The sequence below is a fragment of the Alteripontixanthobacter muriae genome, assembly GCF_013336795.1.
In the GTDB taxonomy this organism is placed as follows: Bacteria; Pseudomonadota; Alphaproteobacteria; order Sphingomonadales; family Sphingomonadaceae; genus Pseudopontixanthobacter; species Pseudopontixanthobacter muriae.
On the sequence record NZ_JAAFZT010000022.1, the window covers coordinates 78,707 to 99,790 of the forward strand.

Consider the following 21,084-nt stretch of genomic DNA (forward strand, 5'->3'; position numbering starts at 1 on the left):
TTGCGTCTGCCATAGAACACGGGGCTCTAGCCACCCGGTTCCCGAAACGGGTTTCTGCGATTAAGCGGATATTCAAGCGTGCGCCTTCAAGGTGCTTCAGGCGACAAAGAGAAACCGTGCTGGCTTGGATACGGGAAGGACCGCTTAATCAACAATGTCGATGCTGCGTGCCTTCCTGCCTGCCGCTCTGCTGATCGCAGTGCCCGCTTCCATGTCTCTGGCCGCTTCACCCGCCGATCCGACGGCGACTCTGCCGGGCAGTGGCTGGGTCGCGCTCGAGGCTTTGGAACGGGCCGCCATACAGCATCAGGTGCGCATAGAGCGCCGGGTGACGATCCGTATATCGCCACTCTCGGCCATATCTCGCCAGGAACTCGTGTCGCAGGGTACGAGGGTTCGGACCCGCCGCATGGCGGAACATCCGCATCCGGAATGCCTTTCGCTCTCTTCGATCAGGGCCGTGCAGGCGCTGGAGAGCAATCGGTTGGTCTTCTATCTGCCCAATAAGCAGATGGTCAGTGCGGTGATGAGCAATACTTGCAGTGCGGCCGATTTCTATTCCGGCTTCTACGTCGAACCCGCTGGCGACGGCATGCTCTGCGAAAGGCGCGATGTGCTGCAGGCGCGTAGCGGCGCGCGATGTGAAATAGCCGGTCTGAGGCAGTTGCTGCCGGTCAACTGACGCGCTCTGATCGAGCTGTCCTCCACACGAATCTTGACTTTTTTACCGTGAACCCGCAAAGGGCGCCCGGTTTGCCTTGGGCCTGTATGGGCGGGCCAGTCACGGCGGGCATCTGCCTGTCGATCAATCGGGCACGTTGCCCTCATATCCGGACATATTTGCCATAATGACCTTTGCCGATCTCGGCCTATCCGACGAACTGCTGAAGGCGGTGGAAACCGCCGGCTACAGCGAACCGACTCCCATCCAGGCGCAGGCCATTCCAGCCGTGCTAATGATGAAGGATCTGGTCGGCATCGCGCAGACCGGAACGGGCAAGACGGCAAGTTTCGTCCTTCCGATGATCGACGTGCTGGCAAGTGGCCGCCGCCGCGCCCGCATGCCGCGTTCGCTGATTCTCGAACCCACCCGCGAACTGGCGGCACAGGTGGCCGAGAACTTCGAGAAATACGGCACAAATCACGATCTGAAGATGGCTCTGCTGATCGGCGGTGTGCAGATGGGCGATCAGGTCCGTGCTCTGGATGAAGGTGTCGACGTTCTCATCGCTACGCCGGGCAGGTTGATGGATCTGTTCGAGCGCGGGAAGATCTTGCTCAATGGCTGCGAGTTGCTCGTCATCGACGAGGCAGACCGTATGCTCGACATGGGTTTCATTCCCGATATCGAGTTCATCTGCGACAAGCTGCCGGTGCCGCGTCAGACCATGTTGTTCTCGGCTACGATGCCGCCCCCGATCGAAAAACTGGCGAAGAAGTTCCTCGTCAATCCCAAGCGAATCGAAGTGGCGCGTGCCGCGACGGCAAACGAGAATATCCAGCAGTTCAAGGTGCCGGTCTCGCCACGCAAGAAGAAGGAGGCATTGCGCCACTTCCTGCGCACGGATGACGTGCGGACAGCCATCGTTTTTTCGAACCGGAAGACGACCGTTCGCGATCTCGCCAAGACGCTTCAGAAGGAAGGGTATTCTGCAGGGGAAATCCACGGCGACATCGATCAGAATACGCGCAATCGCGAGTTGCAGCGCTTCAAGGATGGTGAGATCAACATCCTCGTCGCCAGCGACGTGGCGGCACGCGGGTTGGATGTGAAGGACGTCAGTCACGTCTTCAATTACGATACGCCCTGGCATCCTGACGATTACGTGCACCGCATTGGCCGGACGGGTCGGGCGGGTGCAAAGGGCCGTGCCTTCACATTCGTGACGGCCGATGATGCCGAGGCGATTGCCAATGTCGAGAAACTGACCGGCATCCCTATTCCGACCTTTGGCAAGGAAGACATCCTCAACCCGGTTCCGGTGAAGCCTGCGCCGAAGCAGGATGACAATTCTTCGGTGGAAGAGAAGCCGAAGCGCAGCCGGCGCAAGCCTGCCGCGAATGAAACAGATAACAGCGCGTCTGAAGAAAAGGCCCGTCGCGGTTCACGTGATCGCCGATCTGAAGATCAGGCCAATCACGGGCCTTCCGCTGGCGGCACAAGCGACAGCAGTCCCGAGGGATCGCGTCAGGCTAGAGCATCCAAGCCTCGAAAGGCCGTCACGCATCTCGATGATGACTTGACGAACGCCGATTGGAACGGGCCCATTCCGGGGTTCCTGGGCGTTTCGGCGCTGAACTGAGCAGGATCAGCGGAGAGGGGTCGCAAGCCTTCGTGCGAGCGCTCAATCTGCCGGTTTTACGAAGCTGTCGATGACGCGCTTGGGCCCGCTCTGCTCGAAATCGATTTCGAGCTTGTTGCCCTCCTGTCCGATGACCTCGCCATAGCCGAACTTGTCGTGGAAGACCCGGTCTCCCATGCCGATGTCGCCGCGCGGCTTGGCGGCGAAGCTTGCAGCACTTCGGCCGGGCTCCTTCACGCGGACCGGCTTCGTCTCGTAACCCGTGCTGAGCGCTCGCTGCCATCCGGGGCCGCGTTGCTGACTGCGGTCGGGCCGACTGGAGACCAGATGGGCGAAAGGATCTTCGGTCTCCGACCAGTTCGCACGCCATAGCGACGCGCCACCTGTCATGGTCGTCTCTCTCTCGACATTCGCTTCCGGCAGTTCCTCGACAAAGCGCGACGGTATCGAACTCGTCCATTGCCCGTAGATGCGCCGGTTTGCTGCGTGCAGAATGGTGCAATGTCGCCTGGCGCGGGTAATCGCGACATAGGCGAGGCGCCGTTCTTCCTCCAGGCTGGCGAGGCCGCCTTCGTCCAGACTTCTCTGGCTCGGAAAGACGCCTTCTTCCCAGCCGGGCAGAAAGACGTTGTCGAACTCCAGGCCCTTGGCCGCATGCATCGTCATGATGGTGACTTTCTCGCCATCGCCGGCCCGTTCATTGTCCATCACCAGGCTGACATGTTCGAGGAAGTCGCCAAGCGAGTCATATTCCTCCATTGCGCGGGCCAGTTCCGAAAGGTTTTCCAGCCGGCCCGCACTTTCGGCAGACCGTTCGGCCTGAAGCATCGCTTCGTATCCCGACTCCTCAATCACCTGTCGCAGCAGTTCGGACGGGGAGACCGTATCCGACACTGTTCGCCAATTCAGGAAGTTGCGCATCAAAGCGCCGATGGTGTTCGCCGCGCGCTTCGGCAATTCGTCGCTATCTGCAAGTTCAAGCGCGGCGGCCGCGAGCGGCAATGACGTGGCCCGGGCGTGGCTGTGCATCTTCTCCAGCGTCTTTGCACCGAGGCCGCGTTTGGGCTGGTTGTATATCCTTTCGAACGCAAGATCGTCCTGCGGCTGGGCGATCACCCGCAGGTAAGCGAGAGCGTCCCGGATCTCGGCCCTTTCGTAGAAGCGGAACCCGCCGATGATCTTGTAATTCAGGCCGATCTGGATGAAGCGGTCTTCGAACTCACGCGTCTGATATTGCGCTCGCACCAGAATGGCGATCTGGTCCAGCGATGCGCCTTCGCGTTCAAGCCGCTCGATTTCCTCGCCTACCCGGCGCGCTTCTTCCGGCCCGTCCCAGATGCCGATGACCCGGATCTTGTCGCCGCCTTCGAACTGCGTCCACAAGGTTTTGTCGAGCCGTTCGCTATTCGCATGGATCAGACCGGAAGCCGCCGCAAGTATGTGCGGCGTCGATCGGTAGTTCTGTTCGAGCTTCACAACCTTGGTGCCGGGGAAATCCTTCTCGAACCGCAGGATGTTGGCCACTTCCGCGCCGCGCCAGCTGTAGATCGACTGGTCGTCGTCGCCCACGACGCAAATGTTCTTGCGCGCCTGTGCGAGCAGCCGCAGCCAGAGGTACTGAACCTGGTTGGTGTCCTGATATTCGTCGACGAGGATGTATTTGAAGCGCTGCTGATATTGTTCCAGCACGCTGGTTTCGCGGCGGAAGATATTCAGCATGTGCAGGAGCAGATCGCCGAAATCGCATGCATTCAGCGCCTTCAGACGATCCTGGTAAAGCTGATACATCGCCTGTCCGCGGCCGTTCGCATAGGCTTCGTTCTCCACAGCGTCGAGGTCTTCAGGGTTCAGCCCGCGGTTCTTCCATCTGTCCAGCAGCCCCGCCAACTGGCGAGCAGGCCAGCGCTTCTCGTCCAGATCCTGGTCGGAAATGAGCTGTTTCAGAAGCCGCAACTGGTCGTCCGTATCGATGATCGTGTAATTGGACTGCAGCCCCACCATTTCGGCATGTCGGCGCAGCATCTTGGCACCGATCGAATGAAAGGTGCCGAGCCATGGCATGCCTTCCACCGCAGGGCCGATGTGATGCCCGACCCGCTCGCGCATCTCGCGAGCGGCCTTGTTGGTGAATGTGACGCAGAGGATCTCGCTGGGCCAGGCCCGTCGCGTCGCCACCAGGTGAGCGAGCCGCGCCGTCAATGCGGCAGTCTTGCCGGTGCCGGCTCCTGCCAGCATCAGCACAGGCCCCTCGACCGTCAGCACGGCCTCGCGCTGCGGCGGGTTGAGATTGGCTGCGTAGGCAGGGACCGAGCCGCCGTTGGATGCGTCTGCGGGCATGGGGAGGGGCGCATTGTCAGTCATGTCAGAGGTGAACAGCTAGGGAACATCGCTGCTCTAGGCAAGCTTTGCCGGAACAACCCGCGCGCTATGGCGTAGACTCCACAAGCAATAGTATGGAGTTAAACACATGAAGAACATTATTCTCGCCGGAGCCGCCGCCGCTGCCATGGGCATGATGCCGAACGTCGCAAGCGCGCAAATGTCGACCACGATGAGCGCCGAAGCCTATCCGATGAACCAGCAGCAGCAGCAAATGTACATGAACTGGGACGATGAGAACCGCATCGATTACCAGCAGTGGGATCGCAGCACACAGGAATATTTCTGGTCGCTGACGCCGCAGCAGCGCGAAGGCTGGTGGGCCCTGACCGCCGAACAGCGAAGCCGCGTCCTGGCGATGACGCCGCAGCAGCGCACGCAGGCCTGGGCGTCGATCCAGGCGCAGATGAGTGGTGCCACGCCGCCGATGGCGAACAACACCATGCCGAACAATATGGCGGGCATGAACAATTCAGCCATGAACGGCAACGTGCGGATCAACTACGTCAGCAATGCAACCGTGCAGAACATTCCTGCTCCGCATCAGGGCGAATATCCGCTTTGCAATGATGGCCGGACCGACAATTGCATGAACCCGTGGGAAGCAGGGCGCCGGGGACCGGGTGTAGACCGTCCGCTGGAATATTTCCCCGGTGAAGCCGGTCCGCGCAATCGCTGATCGCGAACACGCAAACAACTCTTAGTCACGCAAAACGGGCGCCCTAAGCGGCGCCCGTTTTCGTGTGCATGCCATGGTCAGGCGTCGGCGTCGCCAGCAACATGTGCAGCGCTGCGCAGGCGCAATAGTCGGAGCTTGCCCTTGCCGACCTTGCGTTCGGCTTCGATGGTAAAGCTCTTCAACAGGACGTCTTCTCTTGCGCCGGTTTCCAAGGCGATCCAGGTGGCAGGGCCGATCCATCCCAGCCGCAGCAACCGTTCGAGCGCGACAGGGCCGGCACCAGTTTCATACGGCGGGTCGAGCAGTATGAGATCGTGCGGCACCTTCGCCGGACCAAGCGTCAGAACGGATCCTGCGCGAACATCGCAAGACAGCCTTGCACCCAAACTGGACACATTGGTGCGAATGGTTGCGAGTGCGTTCTCATCCTGCTCGACGAAAAGGCAGTGGGACGCGCCTCTCGACAAGGCCTCCAGCCCCAGCGCACCGGAGCCTGCGAACATGTCGGCCACGGTCAGGCCTTCGAATGTACCCAGGCGGCTGTTCAGCATGTTGAAGAGCGTTTCGCGCATCCGGTCCGCCGTGGGCCGGGTCAACTCGCCCTTGGGTGCCGCCACATTGCGGCCCCGCCACTTGCCGGCGATAATCCTCATTGTGCGTCGCTCGCCCGCTGGCCGCCCGATCTGGCCGCCTGCTCGGATTTTCCGCGCAACAGTTCCTTGCGCAGGCGCTCGACATCCTTTTGCGGAACTTCAGACACGCGCCCCTTCTGAACATTGCCAAGGGTGAACGGACCATAGGCGAGCCGCATCAGGCGCGAAACCTCCAGCCCGAAATGCTCCAGGACGCGCCGAACTTCGCGGTTCTTGCCTTCCGTCAGGGTGAGTTCGACCCACTGGTTCACGCCTTTGCCCCGTTCGAGATTGGCGTCGATCCGGCCGTATCGGACGCCTTCGATGGTGATGCCGTGAATTAGTTCTTCGAGTTGCGCCTGCGTAATGCCGCCGAAGGTGCGGGCGCGATAGGTGCGCGGCATGCCGGTGCTGGGAAGTTCCATTGCCCGCTTCAATTCGCCATCGTTGGTGAGCAGCAGCAGGCCTTCGGTATTCATGTCCAGCCTGCCGATGGGCATGACCCGCGGCGCATCCGCGGGAAGGGCATTCCGCAGGGCAGTGTAGATGGTGGGCCGGCCGGAAAAATCCCGCTCCGCCGTCAACATGCCGGTGGGCTTGTGAAACACGAACAGGCGCGTGGCTTCGGCCTTGCCGACCGGATTGCCATCGACGGTCACCCCCTTCAGATCGGGGATGATGGTGGCCGCAGTATCCAGCACCTTACCGTCTATCGCCACGCGCCCGTCGGCGATCATTCGTTCCACTTCGCGGCGGCTGGCGACACCAGCGCGGGCAAGCAGCTTGGCGATGCGGTGGCCCTCGGGCCGGTCGGCGGCTGGATCCCAGCTGTCAGTTTTGGTCTTGTCGGTCATTCAGGCGCAATAGGGACAGAGCGGGGGTGAGCCAAGCAATCAGTTGGACGCGCGCAGGATCTCGCCCAAGGTCTCGTGAAAGCGGTGGATGCCGCTTTCCAATGTGCCGAGCGACAGCCGTGATATCGCGCCGCTGGTCAGCCCTTGCTGGCCGAGTTCGGCAGCACGGAAATCTTCCGAAGCGAAGACGCCGCCGTCGAGCAGGTTCCAGCTCTTCTCCCAATGCGCCCGTGCCTTGTCGTTCTGAGGCGCTTCGGGGATGAGCATGAAGTCTTCTACCAGCGTCTCCTTCTCGCTGTGCGGCATCAGCACCATGACGTTAAAATAATCCGGGCTGGGCACGATGACTGTTGCAGGCAGCAATTGGTAGGCGAAGGTTATGTGCCGGCGCATTGCCGCCATATCCATCGCCGCCGGATCGGTCAGATCCTCCGCCCGGCCGACGGCGGAACGCTGATGGGGACCGATCATGTCGCCTGCGGTGATGCCGTCCTTGAAGAAGGGTCCGATCGTTTGCGAATGAAGCCGCGTCACGTGGTAGCTTTCAAGGAAAGCATCCATGATGAGCTTCCAGTTCCCCGCGACATGGTGCGTTCGCCGCCTGTAAAGCACATGGTCCGCCATGCCGAGTGCGTCGAAATCCTCACCCAAGGCTTCCGCATGGGTGAAATCGGCGTCTTGGGCAGGAGAGAACCAGATGAGACCGCCGGTTTCGCGCGAAGGCAGTTCGACAAGTCCGAAGTCGCTTTTGTTCAATTCCGGAAAGGTGTCTGGCCGGGGCAGGGCGATCAGGGCACCGTCAAGCCTGTAGGTCCAGGCGTGGTAGGGGCAGACGAGGCGACCGGCGCATTGCACCTCGGTTCCTTCCACCAGCTTCGTGCCGCGATGCCGGCAGACATTCAGGAACACGTGTATGTCTCCCTGCTTGTCGCGCGTGATGAGCAGGGGACGCCCGGTGGCGTCATGCGGCACCGCCATGCCCGGTTCGGGAAGCAGGGCCGAAGGTGCGATGACCTGCGGCATCCGGTCGAACAGCGCAGCTTTCTCGCGCAACCAATGCGCAGGTTCGGTATAGACGCTCGCTGGCACATGGCGGATCTGTCGAGATTCGTCGCCGCTACCCCCGCCTTCAGCGATCCTTTGGGCCAGGGCGAGCATGCCCGCGGTCGGATTGCCGCCGATTGCCGGCTGGTTGCCGATGACGGGTGTTCGGCTGTCGTTCATTGCGGGGTTCCCTTAATCGAGCGCGTTGTTAAGGCTACATCAGATCGCGACACGAAAAAAGGGACGGGCGTATATGGCAGAAACGGCGGAACAGGACGGCAAGCCTGGTTGGCGCAGGGTGTTGCGGGCGCTGAAGCATCCGAAAACCGCCTATATGCTACTGTTCGGCTTTGCCGCTGGTCTGCCTTATGCCCTGCTGCTGGGCACGCTATATGCCTGGCTGTCCGACGCCGAGGTCGATCTGGAGACGATGGGCGTGTTCTCGCTGATCGGCCTGGCCTATGCTTTCAAATTCCTCTGGTCGCCAGCGCTCGACCGCGTGGATATTCCGGGACTGCGCCGGTTGGGCAAGCGCAAGCAATGGATTGTGACGGCCCAGATCCTGCTGGGCGCGATCCTGGTGATCCTGTCCACGCTGGACCCGCTCGGCGCGTTGGGCGTGTTTTCGCTGCTGGCGGGGATCGGGGCTTTCGCCAGCGCGACGCAGGACGTGGTAATCGATGCATGGCGCGTCGATGTCGCGGACGATGTTGCCACGATCGACATTCTTTCCACGGTTTACCAGATGGGCTACCGCGTGGCCGCGCTGGTGGGCGGGGCGCTAGCCCTTTTCCTTGCCGAGCGCACCGACTGGCCGACCGTTTACCTCGTGATGGGCGGCGTCATGCTGCTGGTTGGCTTCGCAGGACTATGGGCGCCCGATACGGATGCCTCCGCACCCGATGCGGAAGATGCCGATGCCATGCTCGCCATGCGCAACGAGGGCGAGTTGACCCCACGCGTGCGCGGCATCGCCCTTGGCGCCGTGGGGCTGCTCTGGGGCTGGGCATTGGTAACCGTCGGGGTGTTCATGGTCCGATCGCTCGGCAGCGATCCCGAAGCGAGGCCGGATTCGGTCGAATTCATCTCGACCATGGGGCCGCTGATCGTCGTGGCGACCGTCGTTCTGCCCTCGTTGATAGCGGCTTGGCTGGTCAAGATGCAGCGGTCCGGCCAGCATCTGGTGCGGGAAACCCGGCCTGCCGCGACGACCGGCGAGCGGGCAATGGACCATCTTTACCGGGCTCTGATCCTGCCGCTGACCGATTTCGTGGGCCGTCTCGGCTGGGCGCTGATCATCGTGTTCGCCCTTGTGCTCACCTACCGGATCACCGACGCGATCTGGGGTAGCTTCGCCTATCCATTCTACCTGGGTGAGCTGCAATATACGAAGGACGAGGTTGCTGTCGCATCGAAGTTCTTCGGCGTGGGTGCGCTGATCCTCGGGCTGGCGCTCGGTGGCTATTTGCTGACCGCAATCGGACGAATGCTGACGCTGACGCTCGGCGCGTTCCTGGCCGCTGCGACCAACCTGCTCTACGCCGATCTCGCGCTTGGCGGCCAGACCATGGAAGCGGTCAGCAACGCGACAGGCTTTACATGGCTGGTTACGCAGACCGGCGGCGATGCCCGCCTTGCTAAGCTGATGATGGCGATCGCGGGAGAGAATATCGCCGTCGGAATAGCAGGGGCCGCTTTCGTGGCCTATCTCTCCTCCATCGTGTCCAAAGGCTTTAGCGCCGTGCAATATGCGCTGCTCTCTTCACTGACATTGCTGGTGGGCACATTGGGGCGCGGCGCCTTGGGCAAGATGATCGAGGTGCAGGGCTATTACGACGTGTTCATCCTGACGACTGCAATCGGCATGTTCGCCGTGTTCCTGTGCATCGTGGAGTGGGTACGCATCGCCCGGCTAGGAGCCAAGTCGGGGGTCGTTGTTCCCGATCGGGGGATTGCAGCAGCCTGACCGGCCTTAATAGGGGATTTCTCCCGACAGTCGCAGGACGTCTCCGGCGAGATAAAGGGACCCGCCGATCAGCACCGGAAGGCCGTCTGGAGGGATAGCTTGCAAGGCGACGAAAACATCATCGGCCATCCGCACTCGGCTGCCGTAGTTTTCCGATTGATGATAGTCATGCCCCGGAACCGGAACGGCCGTAATGCTGACCAGCCTATCGTCCAGCGCATCGATCAACGCCCCGGGGTCCTTGTTGGCGAGCATGCCGATAACAAGATGCAGGTGCTGCTCGGCGAAGTGCCGGGCGACAGCTTCGCCAGCGTTACGATTGTGGCCACCATCGAGCCATAATTCGTGACCAGTCGCGGCTACTGCCAAAGGACCGGTCCTGATGGCCTGCAAGCGCCCAGGCCATTTCGCCTTGCGAATGCCTGCGGCCATCGCTTCCGGCGATACGGTGATGAAATCCTGATGCCGCAACATCGCGGCAGCGAGAGCGGCATTGTCTGCCTGATGCGCGCCAGGCAGCGACGGAACCGGCAGGGTCAAACGCCCGTGCCGGTCCTGATATTCAAGGAAGAGATCGTCTGCACTTGAGGTCCAATGCCGACCCCGCATGGCGAGCGGTGCGCCCGCTGCCATGGCCGCGCGTTCGACCTCAAGTTCCGCTTCCGGCGGATAGGACAGGGTCACGAGGCTCGAGCCCGGGCGAACGATGCCAGCCTTTTCAAAAGCGATGCGCGCCAGCGGCACTTCGGGCGTTCCTGCTTCCGGCAGCAGAAGGAACTGTTCATGATCGATGCCGAGCGTGGCGATGCCACAAGCGGCCGGGCTTTCGAAGACATTCGTCGCGTCGAAACGCCCTCCGAGGCCGACCTCTACGACACAGGCATCGGCCGGAGTACGCGCGAATTCCAGCAGAGTCGCCGCGACAGTCGCCTCGAAGAAGCTGGGTGCCAGATCGGCACCGGCATCCAGAACCTCGGCCAGAACCGAGGCAAGAGCGGCGTCGTCGATCAGCGTGCCGGCCAATCGGATGCGTTCGTTGTAGCGCACCAGATGCGGGCTGATCGCGGCGTGGACGCGCAGGCCCTCGGCCTCCATCATCGCGCGCAGGAAGGCGCAGGTCGATCCTTTGCCATTGGTTCCGGCAACGTGGAAAACAGGAGGCAAGCGGTCCTGCGGATTGCCTAGCCGTCCAAGCAGCGTCCGGATAGTGTCAGTCCCGAGCCGCCCTTGCGGGACGCTGAGCGCTGCCAACCTGTCCAGTTGCTCTTGCACGGCGGGATTGTCGGACCGTGCGAAATCGCCGCCCGCGCCGGGCATTTCAGATTCAGGCTGCCGCGCGAGGCTGAAGATAGTCCAGCATCGTCGCCAATGTGCTGCGCAGATTGCCGCGCTCCACCACCATGTCGACCATGCCGTGGCGATGCAGATACTCCGCGCGCTGGAAACCTTCGGGCAGCTTTTCGCGGATGGTATCCTGAATGACCCGCTGGCCGGCAAAGCCGATAAGCGCGCCGGGTTCTGCGATCTGCACATCGCCCAGCATGGCATAGCTTGCAGTGACACCGCCGGTCGTCGGATCGGTCAGCACCACGATATAAGGCAGGCCAGCCTCGCGAAGGCGGCGCGTCATCACCGTCGCCTTGGGCATTTGCATCAGGCTGAGGATGCCTTCCTGCATCCGCGCGCCGCCCGCTGCCGTGACCACGATATAGGCGCAGCCGCGTTCCAGCGCCCGCTGCGCGCCGGCACAGAACGCAGTGCCCACGGCCATGCCCATGCTGCCGCCCATGAAGCCGAAATCCTGCACGCCGATCACGGCGGGGTTGCCCTCGATCATCCCCGAACCCACCGTATAGGCATCGCGGTGCGGGTTCTTCGCCCGAGCTTGCTTCAGCCGCTGGACATATGGCTTGGTGTCGCGGAACTTCAGGGGATCTTCACGCACCTCCGGCTGCGGAAGCACTTCGTACCCAGCATCGAGCATCTGCTCCAGGCGGCGGTCTGCACCGATCCGGCCATGGTGGTCGCACCTCGGGCATACCTCGAGATTATCGTGATATTCCCTTGCGAAGATCATTTCCTGACATCCGGGACATTTGATCCACAATGTATCGGGCGATTCCCGCTTCGGCAGAAACGGCAGAGAATTGCGAACTTTGTTGAACCAGCTCATGTCAAACCTTTCGCGCGGCGTGGACCGCCTGCGCCAGTGATGCGGTGAGGGTGCGGAGATGTTCCGGCGCCGCCTCGCCATGTTCCGCAACCAGTTCGACCAGAGCGGAACCGACCACGACACCATCGGCAACCCGGGCTATCGCGCCCGCCTGCTCGGGCGTACGCACGCCGAAGCCGACTGCCACAGGAAGGTCAGTCGCGGACTTCAACCGGGCCACCGCATCCTCGATGCTGGCCTGCGCGGCTTGCTGCTTGCCGGTGATGCCGGCGACGGAGACGTAATACAGAAAGCCGCTAGATCCCTCCAGCACCCGTGGCAGACGCTTCGCATCAGTTGTCGGAGTGGCGAGACGGATCGGGGCGATGCCCTTGGCGCGCAATGCGGGGCCGAGCGCCTCATCCTCTTCCGGCGGTATATCGACGCAGATCACGCCATCGACGCCGGCTTCATGAGCGGCGGAGGCAAACCATTCCGGCCCGCGACGGATCATCGGGTTGGCATAGCCCATGAGTACCAGCGGTACTTCGGAATGCCGGATGCGGAACTGAGCCGCCATTTCCAAAATGTTCGCCGTGCGCGTACCCTTAGCCAGTGACCGGATATTCGCGTTCTGAATTGCGCTGCCATCCGCCATCGGATCGGTGAAGGGCATCCCGAGCTCGATCACATCCGCGCCGCCGGCGACAAGCGCATCGAGATTGGCGGCGGTATCACCGTCGCCAGCCGTCAGGAAACAGACGAGGGCGGGGTGTCCCTTCGCAAAAGCCGAAGCGAGCCGTTCGCTCAAATCTCCACTCCCAGCTTTTCAGCGACAGTGAAGATGTCCTTGTCTCCGCGCCCGCACAGATTGGCGAGGATGATGCTGTCCTTCGGCATGTCCTTGGCGCGCTTCTGCACGGCGGCAATCGCATGGCTGGGTTCCAGCGCGGGGATGATGCCCTCGGTGCGGCAGAGCAGCTGGAACGCTTGCAGCGCTTCGTCGTCGGTCACGGCGGTGTATTCGACGCGGCCACTGTCCTTCAGCCACGCATGTTCCGGGCCAATGCCGGGATAGTCCAGCCCGGCACTGATCGAATGGCCTTCCGTAATTTGCCCGTCCTCGTCCTGCAGCAGGTAGGTGCGGTTGCCATGCAGCACCCCGGGCGACCCGCCGAGCAGGGACGCTGCATGTTCGGTCCCGTCCAGCCCATGGCCCGCAGCCTCGACTCCCAGCATCTTCACGTCGCGGTCGTCGAGGAACGGATGGAACAGACCCAGGGCATTACTTCCGCCGCCGATGCAGGCGACCAGCAGATCGGGCAGGCGACCGACCCGTCCCTGCATCTGTTCGCGCGCTTCGCGTCCGATGATCGATTGGAAATCGCGCACCATCTCCGGATATGGGTGTGGCCCGGCGGCGGTGCCGATGATGTAGAATGTATCGTGCACATTCGCGACCCAGTCGCGCATGCCTTCGTTCATCGCATCCTTCAGCGTCGCAGCGCCACTGGTCACGGGCACGACTTCTGCCCCGAGCAGCTTCATGCGGAAGACATTGGGCTGCTGGCGGACGACGTCGGTCGCGCCCATGTAAATGGTGCAGGGAAGGCCGAAGCGCGCGCAGACCGTAGCCGTGGCCACGCCGTGCTGGCCCGCGCCGGTTTCGGCGATGATCCGCGTCTTGCCCATGCGGATCGCCAGCAGGATCTGCCCGATGCAATTGTTGATCTTGTGCGCGCCGGTGTGGTTGAGCTCGTCGCGCTTGAACCAGACCTGCGCGCCGCCGAGCGCCTCGGTCAGCCGTTCCGCGAAATAAAGTGGGCTGGGCCTGCCGACATAATGTTCCAGCAGATCGTCGAACTGTTCGCGAAAGGCGGGATCGGCTTGCGCGGCGCGGTATTCGCGCTCAAGATCCAGCACCAGCGGCATCAGCGTTTCGGCGACATAGCGTCCGCCATATTCGCCGAAATGGCCTGCCTCGTCCGGCTGGGCGCGGAAGGAATTGGGCGTCTCTGTCATTGGCTTGCTCATCGCCGTGCCGCTTTGCAGAAGGCGGCAATCCTGTCCACATCCTTGACGCCAGGCGCGCTCTCGACGCCCGAGGAAGTATCGACCAGCGGAGCCTTGGTGCGGCGGAGTGCGTCCGCGACATTGTCAGGTGTCAATCCGCCCGCCAGACCCCAGAACATACGCCCGCGCCATGCGGTGAGCAGGCTCCAGTCGAATGCCAGCCCCATCCCGCCCGGCAGAGCCCCTTTCGGTGTCCTGGCGTCGAACAAGATGAGGTCGGCAGCGCCTTCATACTTTTCCGCCGCCGCGACATCGTTGCTGCTGGCAACCGGCAGGGCCTTCCACACGGGAAGGCCGAAGCGCGCCTTTACCTCGGCAACGCGGGCGGGCGGCTCTGACCCATGAAGCTGTATGCCGTTGAGATCGGCTGCTTCCACCGACTCGTTCAGAAGTGTGTCGTCAGCATCGACGAACAGACCTATGCGGCGGATCCGGTCGCCTGCTCGGCGGGCCAGATCGCCTGCGACTTTGGGCGCCAGATTACGGGGAGAAGGCGGATAGAAGACGAAGCCAGCGTATTCGGCGCGGGCCTTGATGGCCGCCTCGAGCGCGTCGGGTGCCGCAATGCCGCATATCTTGATCTCTGCTGCCATCGCGGATCAGAGCCGTTCCGCGAGAGCAATCGTGTGAACAATGGCGCGGCGGCCCTGCGGCGGTGAGTGACTGACCAGAATGGTGTCAGCCGCCGGAAACGCGGCGCCGAAGTTGCGCGCGGACGACGCATAGTTTCGGACATCCGCATCGCTGAGGTTGCCGAGGGTCTGCGCATCGCTCCCCTTGATCAGGCATCCACCGAAAGCGATATTGGTGCCTTCGATCCCGACCGTGATGTTGTCGACCGTGTGACCGCCGCCGGGATAATAGATGGCAAGCGGTGCCAGTTGATGGCGCGACGGCCCCACCGCCCAACCCCGATCAAAGGTGAGCGTTCTTTCCGCTGGCAGAAGTTCCTGGGAAACTGCCTCGCTGTTGGTCAGCGGATGCGCCCAGCTGGTGATGCCCGCAGCTTTCAGCGCGCCAATGCCGCCCATCTTGTCCTGATGCGCGTGGGTGACCACGGCATCGCTGACCGGCGCTTCCAGCACCTGTTCGGCGTAATCCAGAATGTTGCGGGTCTGCGCATCGCTCCAGGCTGTATCCACCAGGATGCTGCGGCCATCAGCAATGACGATCAGCCCATTGGAGCGCACTGGCCCCATTCCGGGAAGATCGAGGGTGCTGGTATGCATGACCACATCGTCGGAAATGCGGCTGAAAACGACTTCGCCGAAGGTCTCGGAAGCATAGGTCTGGCGGGTTTCTGCGAGACGGTAGGCATCGCCCGGCATCTGATAACAAGCCGAAAGCATCGATGCCGCGGTGGCGAGGAACGCACTTTTCGCAAGCCGCTTCATCAAAGCGTCGCCTCGATATCACGAGCAGCCTGCAACGGGTCGGCAGCGCGGCTGATCGGCCGCCCGACGACGAGCACGCTGGCACCTGCATCGCGGGCCGCGCGCGGCGTCACCACGCGCTTTTGGTCAGCCCCGCCAGAAGTCGACCCGGTCGCTTCCGGACGCAGACCCGGAACGACGAAAAAACCGTCTTTCCACTCCCGGTGAACGGCGGCAATCTCATGCCCGGAGCACACGATGCCATCCAGGCCGGCCGTCCGGGCCAGTTCGGCCAGACGCAGCACTTGATCATGCGCGCTGCCCATCATTCCCGTGCGGGCCATGTCCCGTTCGTCGAGGCTGGTCAGCATGGTCACGGCAACGACTTTCGTATTCTCGCGTGCCGCGGCCTTGGCATCTTCCATCATCGCCCGGCCTCCACTGGCGTGGACGGTCACGATGGCGGGCTCCAGCACGTTCACGGCCTGCATCGCGCCTGCGACGGTGTTGGGAATGTCATGCAGTTTCAGGTCGAGAAAAATAGGCAGGCCGATCTTGGCCACCTCATGCACGCCGTGGCTGCCATGAGCGCAGAAGAACTCGAGGCCGAGCTTCAGCCCGCCCACATGCGCTTTCACCTTGCGGGCGAGATCGGTGGCAGCGCCGAGGCTGGGGAGGTCCAGCGCAAGATAGACGGGATGGCTCATTCGCTGTCCCGAGGCCGCGCGGAAATTTCGTCCTGATCGACTGTCAGGCCGTCCCTGTCATGTCGGACGGGGCGCGGAGCAGTGTCGGCATTGGGCGCGATGGGGGTGTAGCGGTCGCGCGCGGTTTCATGGTCGGTGACGACAGGCTCGTCCAGAGCAGGCGCAGCATTATCGTGGGCGGCAACCGGAACTGTGTCGTCTGTGGCTGCCGGGCGCATTTCGTTCTCCAGATGCGCAATACGGCGAGACAGTCGCCATTTGACACCGCGATGGAACAGCCACAGCGGGATGAAGCCGAGCAGGAACGAGATGATGACGATGGCGGGGATGTTGGTTTCCACCACCAGATCGCTCCAGATCTGAACCGCGACCTTCTGGTCCCAGTTCGCAAAGGAGAATAGCAGCAGGCCGAACAGCAAAAGACCCCAGGCGATGGTACGGAAAACCTGCATTCTGAACGCTCCGGTCGTTTCTATTGGCAGCGATGCTAGGCCGCTTCATTCTTTTTGGAAAGCAGGGCGTTCAGTCGAAGACCCGGGCAAAGATCGTGTCCACTTCGCGGAAATGGTAATCGAGGTCGAATTTCTCTTCCAGTTCCTTATCGGAAAGCGCGGCGGTGACCTGGCTGTCGTCCTTGAGCAATTGCAGAAGGCTGAGCCGCCCGTCGGATTCCCACACCTTCATCGCATTGCGCTGGACGATGGCATAGGCATCCTCTCGCGAGACGCCGGCTTGCGTAAGGGCCAGCAGCACGCGCTGCGAATGGACGAGGCCGCCCATCCGGTCGAGATTGGCCTGCATCCGTTCGGGATAGACCAGCAGCTTGTCCACGACACCGGTCAGGCGGGCGAGCGCGAAGTCGAGGGTGATGGTCGCGTCCGGCCCGATGAAGCGCTCGACGCTCGAATGCGAAATATCGCGCTCGTGCCAAAGGGCGACATTCTCCAGCGCCGGCAAGGCATAGGCGCGGATCATGCGCGCCTGGCCGGTCAGATTCTCCGTGAGGATCGGATTGCGCTTGTGCGGCATCGCACTCGAACCCTTCTGACCGGGCGAGAAATACTCCTCGGCTTCCAGAACCTCAGTCCTTTGCAGATGGCGAATTTCGACCGCCAGCCGTTCGATGGAACCGGCGATGACCGCCAGCGTGGCGAAGTACATGGCGTGGCGGTCGCGCGGGATCACCTGCGTGGAGACGGGTTCGACCGCGAGGCCCAGCCGCTCCGCCACATGCGCCTCGACCGCAGGGTCGATATTGGCGAAGGTCCCGACCGCACCCGATATTGCGCAGGTCGCGATTTCCGCCCGCGCATTCACCAGCCGCTGGCGGCAGCGCTTGAATTCGGCATAGGCCTGCGCCAGCTTCAACCCGAAGGTGACCGGTTCGGCATGAATGCCGTGACTGCGGCCTATGGTCGGCGTGTATTTGTGCTCTTCCGCACGGTTCTTCAGCGCGGCGAGAAGAAGGTCCAGATCCTCGAGCAGGATATCGGAAGCACGTGCCAGCTGGATCGCCAGAGTCGTGTCGAGCACGTCGGACGAGGTCATGCCCTGGTGCATGAAGCGGGCTTCCTCGCCCACCTGTTCCGAAACCCACGTCAGGAAGGCGATGACGTCGTGTTTCGTCACGGCCTCGATCGCGTCGATAGCCTCGACATCGATCACAGGGTTCGTGTTCCACCAGTCCCACAGCGCCTTGCCCGCGCTTTCCGGCACCACGCCCAATTGCCCGAGCTTCGTGGTGGCATGCGCCTCGATCTCGAACCAGATGCGATACCGGGCTTCCGCTTCCCAGATGGCGGACATTTGCGGGCGGGCGTAGCGGGGGACCATGATGTTTCCGTTCTGAACGTCGCGGAGGGTTGAAGATCGGCAGGCGCAGCGGGGCAGGCCGTGCTGCACCGTGTGCGCGGCTAAGGGTGTCTGGCTTCCAGCGCAAGAGCAACAGGCGCAGGAACGACGGCCACTGCGCCACAATATCGCCGAACAGCCAGAATTTGATAATTGTAAGGTCACCATTTTCGTGGTTGAACGGTGCTCTACAGGGGTTAAATGGAATTGGGGCACATATGGCTGGGGTTTGGCGTTACTGGGCGAGTCTGCCCGCAATTGCGATTGCCGCGCCAGCGCTGGCCGGCGAGACCGTCCGCTACGAAGATGCACCGGAATGGGTCGAACCGCAGCAGATCGTGTCGCAAGGCGATGAAAAAGGCCCTGCCGAAGTGCTGCTGGTCTGGCAGCACCGGCTGGAGGACGGGAAGGTGCAGTCCTATCGTGACCGCGCCGTGCGAATCGACAATGGCGATTCGCTGACCGCCGAGGGAACGCTGCAGCTCGAATGGATGCCCGACAAGGGCGACCTCTTCATCCATGCGCTTCAGATCCTGCGCGGTGGAGAAACGATCGACCTGCTCGCCGCCGGTGAGACCTTCGAGGTGATCAGGCGTGAGCGCGACCTCGAAAACCGTCTGCTCGACGGCGAACTCACGGCCACGCTTGCCGTACCCGGTCTGAAGCAAGGCGACGTGTTGCGACTGATCCACTCGGTCACGGTCAGCGATCAGGCAATGGGCAAGGACATGCAGGCCTATCAATATCTGCCTTCCGCGCCCTACCGGATCGGAACCGGCAAGATGGTGGCCAGCTGGCCCGCCGATCTGGATTTGAGATGGCAGTCGGGGCCGGATGCGGATCTGCCTGAGCCGGAACTTCGAAACGGCTATCGCTGGCTTCGCGCCGACTTTCCGCTGGCGAAGCGCGACCCGGTGCCCGAAGACGCGCCTTCGCGATTCAACCGTCCCAGCATGGTCCGCATGTCGACCTATGATGGCTGGCAGGATCTGTCGCGCAGCATGGCACCCCACTACATCGCGGCGGCAAAGATCGCTGCGGATGGAGAAGCGGCGGCCGAGGTGGCGCAGATCATGGCGGCGACCTCCGATCCGCTGGAGCGTGCGGCGATGGCGACGCGGGTGGTTCAGGACGAAATAAGCTATCTGCTCGACGGGCTGGACGGCGGCAACTACCTGCCGCAGGACGCCGACGATACCTGGGCGAAGCGTTACGGCGACTGCAAGGCAAAATCCGTTCTGCTGACGGCCATGCTGCGCCAGATGGGCATTGCTGCCGACCCGGTGCTGGTGACCACCGAGGGGGGCGATGCTGTGCCTGAACTGCTGCCCATGCCGGGCAATTTCGACCACATGATCGTGCGGGCGAATATCGGCGGCAAGGATTACTGGCTCGACGGAACCAGCACGGCGACGCGAATAACGAATATCGGTGAAGTGCCGGCATTCCACTACGCCTTGCCTCTCCTGGCCGAAGGTGCCGATCTGGTGCCCATGACCCAGAGGGCGCAGCCATATCCCGACAACATCGTCGACATTCGACTGGACCAGTCTGCAGGTTTCGATCTGCCGTCCGTCGTCAAAATGACGATGCACTTCGCCGGAGTAAGCAGCGCGGACATCGAGAGATTCGTCGATGCGGCAGATGAGGATGCTCGCCGCGAACTGGCCCGTACCATTGGTGCGAACAGGATGGACGGTGGACAGATCGTCTCGGTCGATCTGGACTATGACGACGAAGCGGCTGTGGGCACGTTGAACTTCGTCGGAGTGGCGCCCCCCGCCTTCGGCTATGACGGCGGCGAAATATCTTCAGACCTGAAAATCCTGACCGGCGGTGGAGAATTCACGGCTGACCGTGCCCGATCTGCGTGGCGCGACATTCCCGTGGCGACATACGGCCCGAGACGCCAGCGATGGACCATTGCGATGACCCTGCCCGACGGCGGCGCGAATTACCGCGTGGAGGGTGAGGGCAATGTCGATACCACGGCTGCCAACACCCTTTACCGCCGTACGTTCAGCCAGGATGGCGCTCTTCTGACCGTATCTGACGATGTCACCTGGATGCTCGGAGAAATCGCACCCGAGGAGATCCCTGGGCAGAAACAGGCGGTTCTGGCGCTCGCAAATGCCGACTTCCGCGTGCTTGCACCGCAAGATGTGAAATGGCGCTGGGACTATCCCGAGGCCGAACTGAGCCGCAGGCTTGCGCCCATAGCGAAGCTGCACGATCAGGCCGTGGCCGAAGCACAGGATGACGATTACAACCCGCTGCTTTCGCGGGCGCGTTTCGCGGCGACATATTTCGATTACGAAAGCGCGATGGCGGATTACGCAAGCGTGATCGAGCATGAACCGACGGCTGATCTGTACCTAGAGCGGGCACAAGCTGCCAGTGCGCTGGGTCTTCAGGAAAGCAGCCTCGCCGACCTGCGTGCAGCTTACGACCTTCAGCCCGATCTGGCCATCGGCGCCGAGGTAGCGGTGCAACTTGGCGCAATGGGCCGAACCGAGGAAGCGCTCGAGCTTCTGGATGCTCTGCCGGTGTCGCAGGAGACGCTCGACACCGTCGCCGGCTCGCGTGCCGACATTCTGGCAGAGGCTGGGCGCGAGGACGAAGGGCTGAAGATCATTGCCGAACGGGCTGCGGCGCGCGACGCTTCCGCCCAGATACTGAATACCGACTGCTGGTATCGCGGACGCTTCGCTGCGGCACTGGACAAGGCGCTGGAGGTCTGCACACGAGCCGTCGAAAGCGCGAGAAACGCAGCCGCCCCCATGGATAGCCGGGCGCTGGTGCATTACCGCCTGGGCAATCTGCCGGAGGCTCTTGCCGACCTCGACGAGGTTCTGAGGCTTGCTCCCGCTCAGGGTTCTTCGCGATACCTGCGCGGGGTGGTCCGGCTGAACAGCGGAGACAAGGGCGGCAAGGCCGACGTGGAGGCTGCATTGCGGCAATGGCCCGCTCTGCGTGACAATTTCGCCGGTTGGGGGATCAAGCCCAAGATCTGATCGCAGGCTAGGGTGCGGCGGGTCAGATAAGGCCTTTTGTGCGCAGCGACACGTACC

General features: G+C 62.4%; 18 protein-coding genes. 5 read left to right on the top strand and 13 right to left on the bottom strand.

What is annotated here, in order from left to right:
* Window positions 1-154 precede the first annotated feature (154 nt).
* Both G7A66_RS07765 and G7A66_RS07770 read left to right on the top strand, forming a co-directional pair.
* Window positions 155-682 (top strand): hypothetical protein, encoded by a 528-nt coding sequence (locus G7A66_RS07765; protein WP_174295119.1) that lies wholly within the window; start codon window positions 155-157, stop codon window positions 680-682.
* A gap of 166 nt (window positions 683-848) precedes the next feature.
* Window positions 849-2,303 carry a DEAD/DEAH box helicase gene (locus tag G7A66_RS07770; RefSeq protein ID WP_174295120.1) on the top strand — a complete coding sequence of 485 codons (1,455 nt, stop codon included), beginning with the start codon at window positions 849-851 and terminating at the stop codon, window positions 2,301-2,303.
* Window positions 2,304-2,345: 42 nt separating this feature from the next.
* Here G7A66_RS07770 and G7A66_RS07775 read toward each other — a convergent pair whose 3' ends face one another.
* Window positions 2,346-4,640 carry an ATP-dependent helicase gene (locus tag G7A66_RS07775; protein WP_232366737.1) on the bottom strand — a complete coding sequence of 765 codons (2,295 nt, stop codon included), beginning with the start codon at window positions 4,638-4,640 and terminating at the stop codon, window positions 2,346-2,348.
* 130 nt (window positions 4,641-4,770) lie between these two features.
* Between G7A66_RS07775 and G7A66_RS07780 the strand changes: the two genes are divergently transcribed.
* Complete coding sequence (locus G7A66_RS07780; protein WP_174295122.1) at window positions 4,771-5,361, top strand: hypothetical protein; 591 nt, start codon at window positions 4,771-4,773, stop codon at window positions 5,359-5,361.
* A 77-nt stretch (window positions 5,362-5,438) separates the two neighbouring features.
* On the opposite strand, the gene rsmD is transcribed toward G7A66_RS07780, so the two are convergent.
* The 3 genes from rsmD to G7A66_RS07795 are packed head-to-tail and all read right to left on the bottom strand — an operon-like array spanning window position 5,439 to window position 8,071.
* On the bottom strand, window positions 5,439-6,014 hold the full coding sequence (gene rsmD / locus G7A66_RS07785) for a 16S rRNA (guanine(966)-N(2))-methyltransferase RsmD (RefSeq protein ID WP_174295123.1): 576 nt from the start codon (window positions 6,012-6,014) through the stop codon (window positions 5,439-5,441).
* Window positions 6,011-6,847 (bottom strand): pseudouridine synthase, encoded by an 837-nt coding sequence (locus G7A66_RS07790; protein WP_174295124.1) that lies wholly within the window; start codon window positions 6,845-6,847, stop codon window positions 6,011-6,013. The genes rsmD and G7A66_RS07790 overlap by 4 nt, the downstream gene beginning before the upstream one ends.
* A 39-nt stretch (window positions 6,848-6,886) precedes the next feature.
* Entirely contained in the window at window positions 6,887-8,071 is a 1,185-nt protein-coding gene (locus G7A66_RS07795; protein WP_232366738.1) for an aromatic ring-hydroxylating oxygenase subunit alpha, read from the bottom strand.
* A gap of 73 nt (window positions 8,072-8,144) precedes the next feature.
* Between G7A66_RS07795 and G7A66_RS07800 the strand changes: the two genes are divergently transcribed.
* Window positions 8,145-9,857 (top strand): AmpG family muropeptide MFS transporter, encoded by a 1,713-nt coding sequence (locus G7A66_RS07800; RefSeq protein WP_174295125.1) that lies wholly within the window; start codon window positions 8,145-8,147, stop codon window positions 9,855-9,857.
* Between the two features lie 6 nt (window positions 9,858-9,863).
* On the opposite strand, the gene G7A66_RS07805 is transcribed toward G7A66_RS07800, so the two are convergent.
* From G7A66_RS07805 to purB, 9 genes are all read right to left on the bottom strand, one after another.
* Complete coding sequence (locus G7A66_RS07805) at window positions 9,864-11,174, bottom strand: bifunctional folylpolyglutamate synthase/dihydrofolate synthase (RefSeq protein ID WP_174295126.1); 1,311 nt, start codon at window positions 11,172-11,174, stop codon at window positions 9,864-9,866.
* A 7-nt stretch (window positions 11,175-11,181) separates the two neighbouring features.
* The gene (gene accD / locus G7A66_RS07810; protein ID WP_174295127.1) at window positions 11,182-12,030 is read right to left on the bottom strand and encodes an acetyl-CoA carboxylase, carboxyltransferase subunit beta; all 849 of its coding nucleotides are present in this window, start codon (window positions 12,028-12,030) and stop codon (window positions 11,182-11,184) included.
* Window position 12,031: 1 nt separating this feature from the next.
* A complete protein-coding gene (gene trpA / locus G7A66_RS07815; RefSeq protein ID WP_174295128.1) occupies window positions 12,032-12,820 on the bottom strand; it encodes a tryptophan synthase subunit alpha in 789 nt (262 codons plus the stop codon).
* Complete coding sequence (trpB, locus tag G7A66_RS07820; protein ID WP_232366739.1) at window positions 12,817-14,031, bottom strand: tryptophan synthase subunit beta; 1,215 nt, start codon at window positions 14,029-14,031, stop codon at window positions 12,817-12,819. The genes trpA and trpB overlap by 4 nt, the downstream gene beginning before the upstream one ends.
* Before the next feature lie 8 nt (window positions 14,032-14,039).
* Window positions 14,040-14,675, bottom strand: coding sequence for a phosphoribosylanthranilate isomerase (locus tag G7A66_RS07825; RefSeq protein WP_174295130.1), 636 nt, complete (start codon window positions 14,673-14,675; stop codon window positions 14,040-14,042).
* A 6-nt stretch (window positions 14,676-14,681) separates the two neighbouring features.
* The gene (bla, locus tag G7A66_RS07830; protein ID WP_174295131.1) at window positions 14,682-15,476 is read right to left on the bottom strand and encodes a subclass B1 metallo-beta-lactamase; all 795 of its coding nucleotides are present in this window, start codon (window positions 15,474-15,476) and stop codon (window positions 14,682-14,684) included.
* A complete protein-coding gene (pyrF, locus tag G7A66_RS07835) occupies window positions 15,476-16,162 on the bottom strand; it encodes an orotidine-5'-phosphate decarboxylase (protein ID WP_174295132.1) in 687 nt (228 codons plus the stop codon). Before pyrF ends, bla begins: the two co-directional genes overlap by 1 nt.
* Window positions 16,159-16,614 (bottom strand): LapA family protein, encoded by a 456-nt coding sequence (locus G7A66_RS07840; RefSeq protein WP_174295133.1) that lies wholly within the window; start codon window positions 16,612-16,614, stop codon window positions 16,159-16,161. The genes pyrF and G7A66_RS07840 overlap by 4 nt, the downstream gene beginning before the upstream one ends.
* A 70-nt stretch (window positions 16,615-16,684) precedes the next feature.
* Window positions 16,685-17,995: an adenylosuccinate lyase gene (gene purB / locus G7A66_RS07845; RefSeq protein WP_174295134.1), complete on the bottom strand. Its 1,311-nt coding sequence runs from the start codon at window positions 17,993-17,995 to the stop codon at window positions 16,685-16,687.
* A gap of 236 nt (window positions 17,996-18,231) precedes the next feature.
* On the opposite strand from purB, the gene G7A66_RS07850 reads away from it, so the two are divergent.
* A complete protein-coding gene (locus tag G7A66_RS07850; protein WP_174295135.1) occupies window positions 18,232-21,027 on the top strand; it encodes a DUF3857 domain-containing protein in 2,796 nt (931 codons plus the stop codon).
* Window positions 21,028-21,084 lie beyond the last annotated feature (57 nt).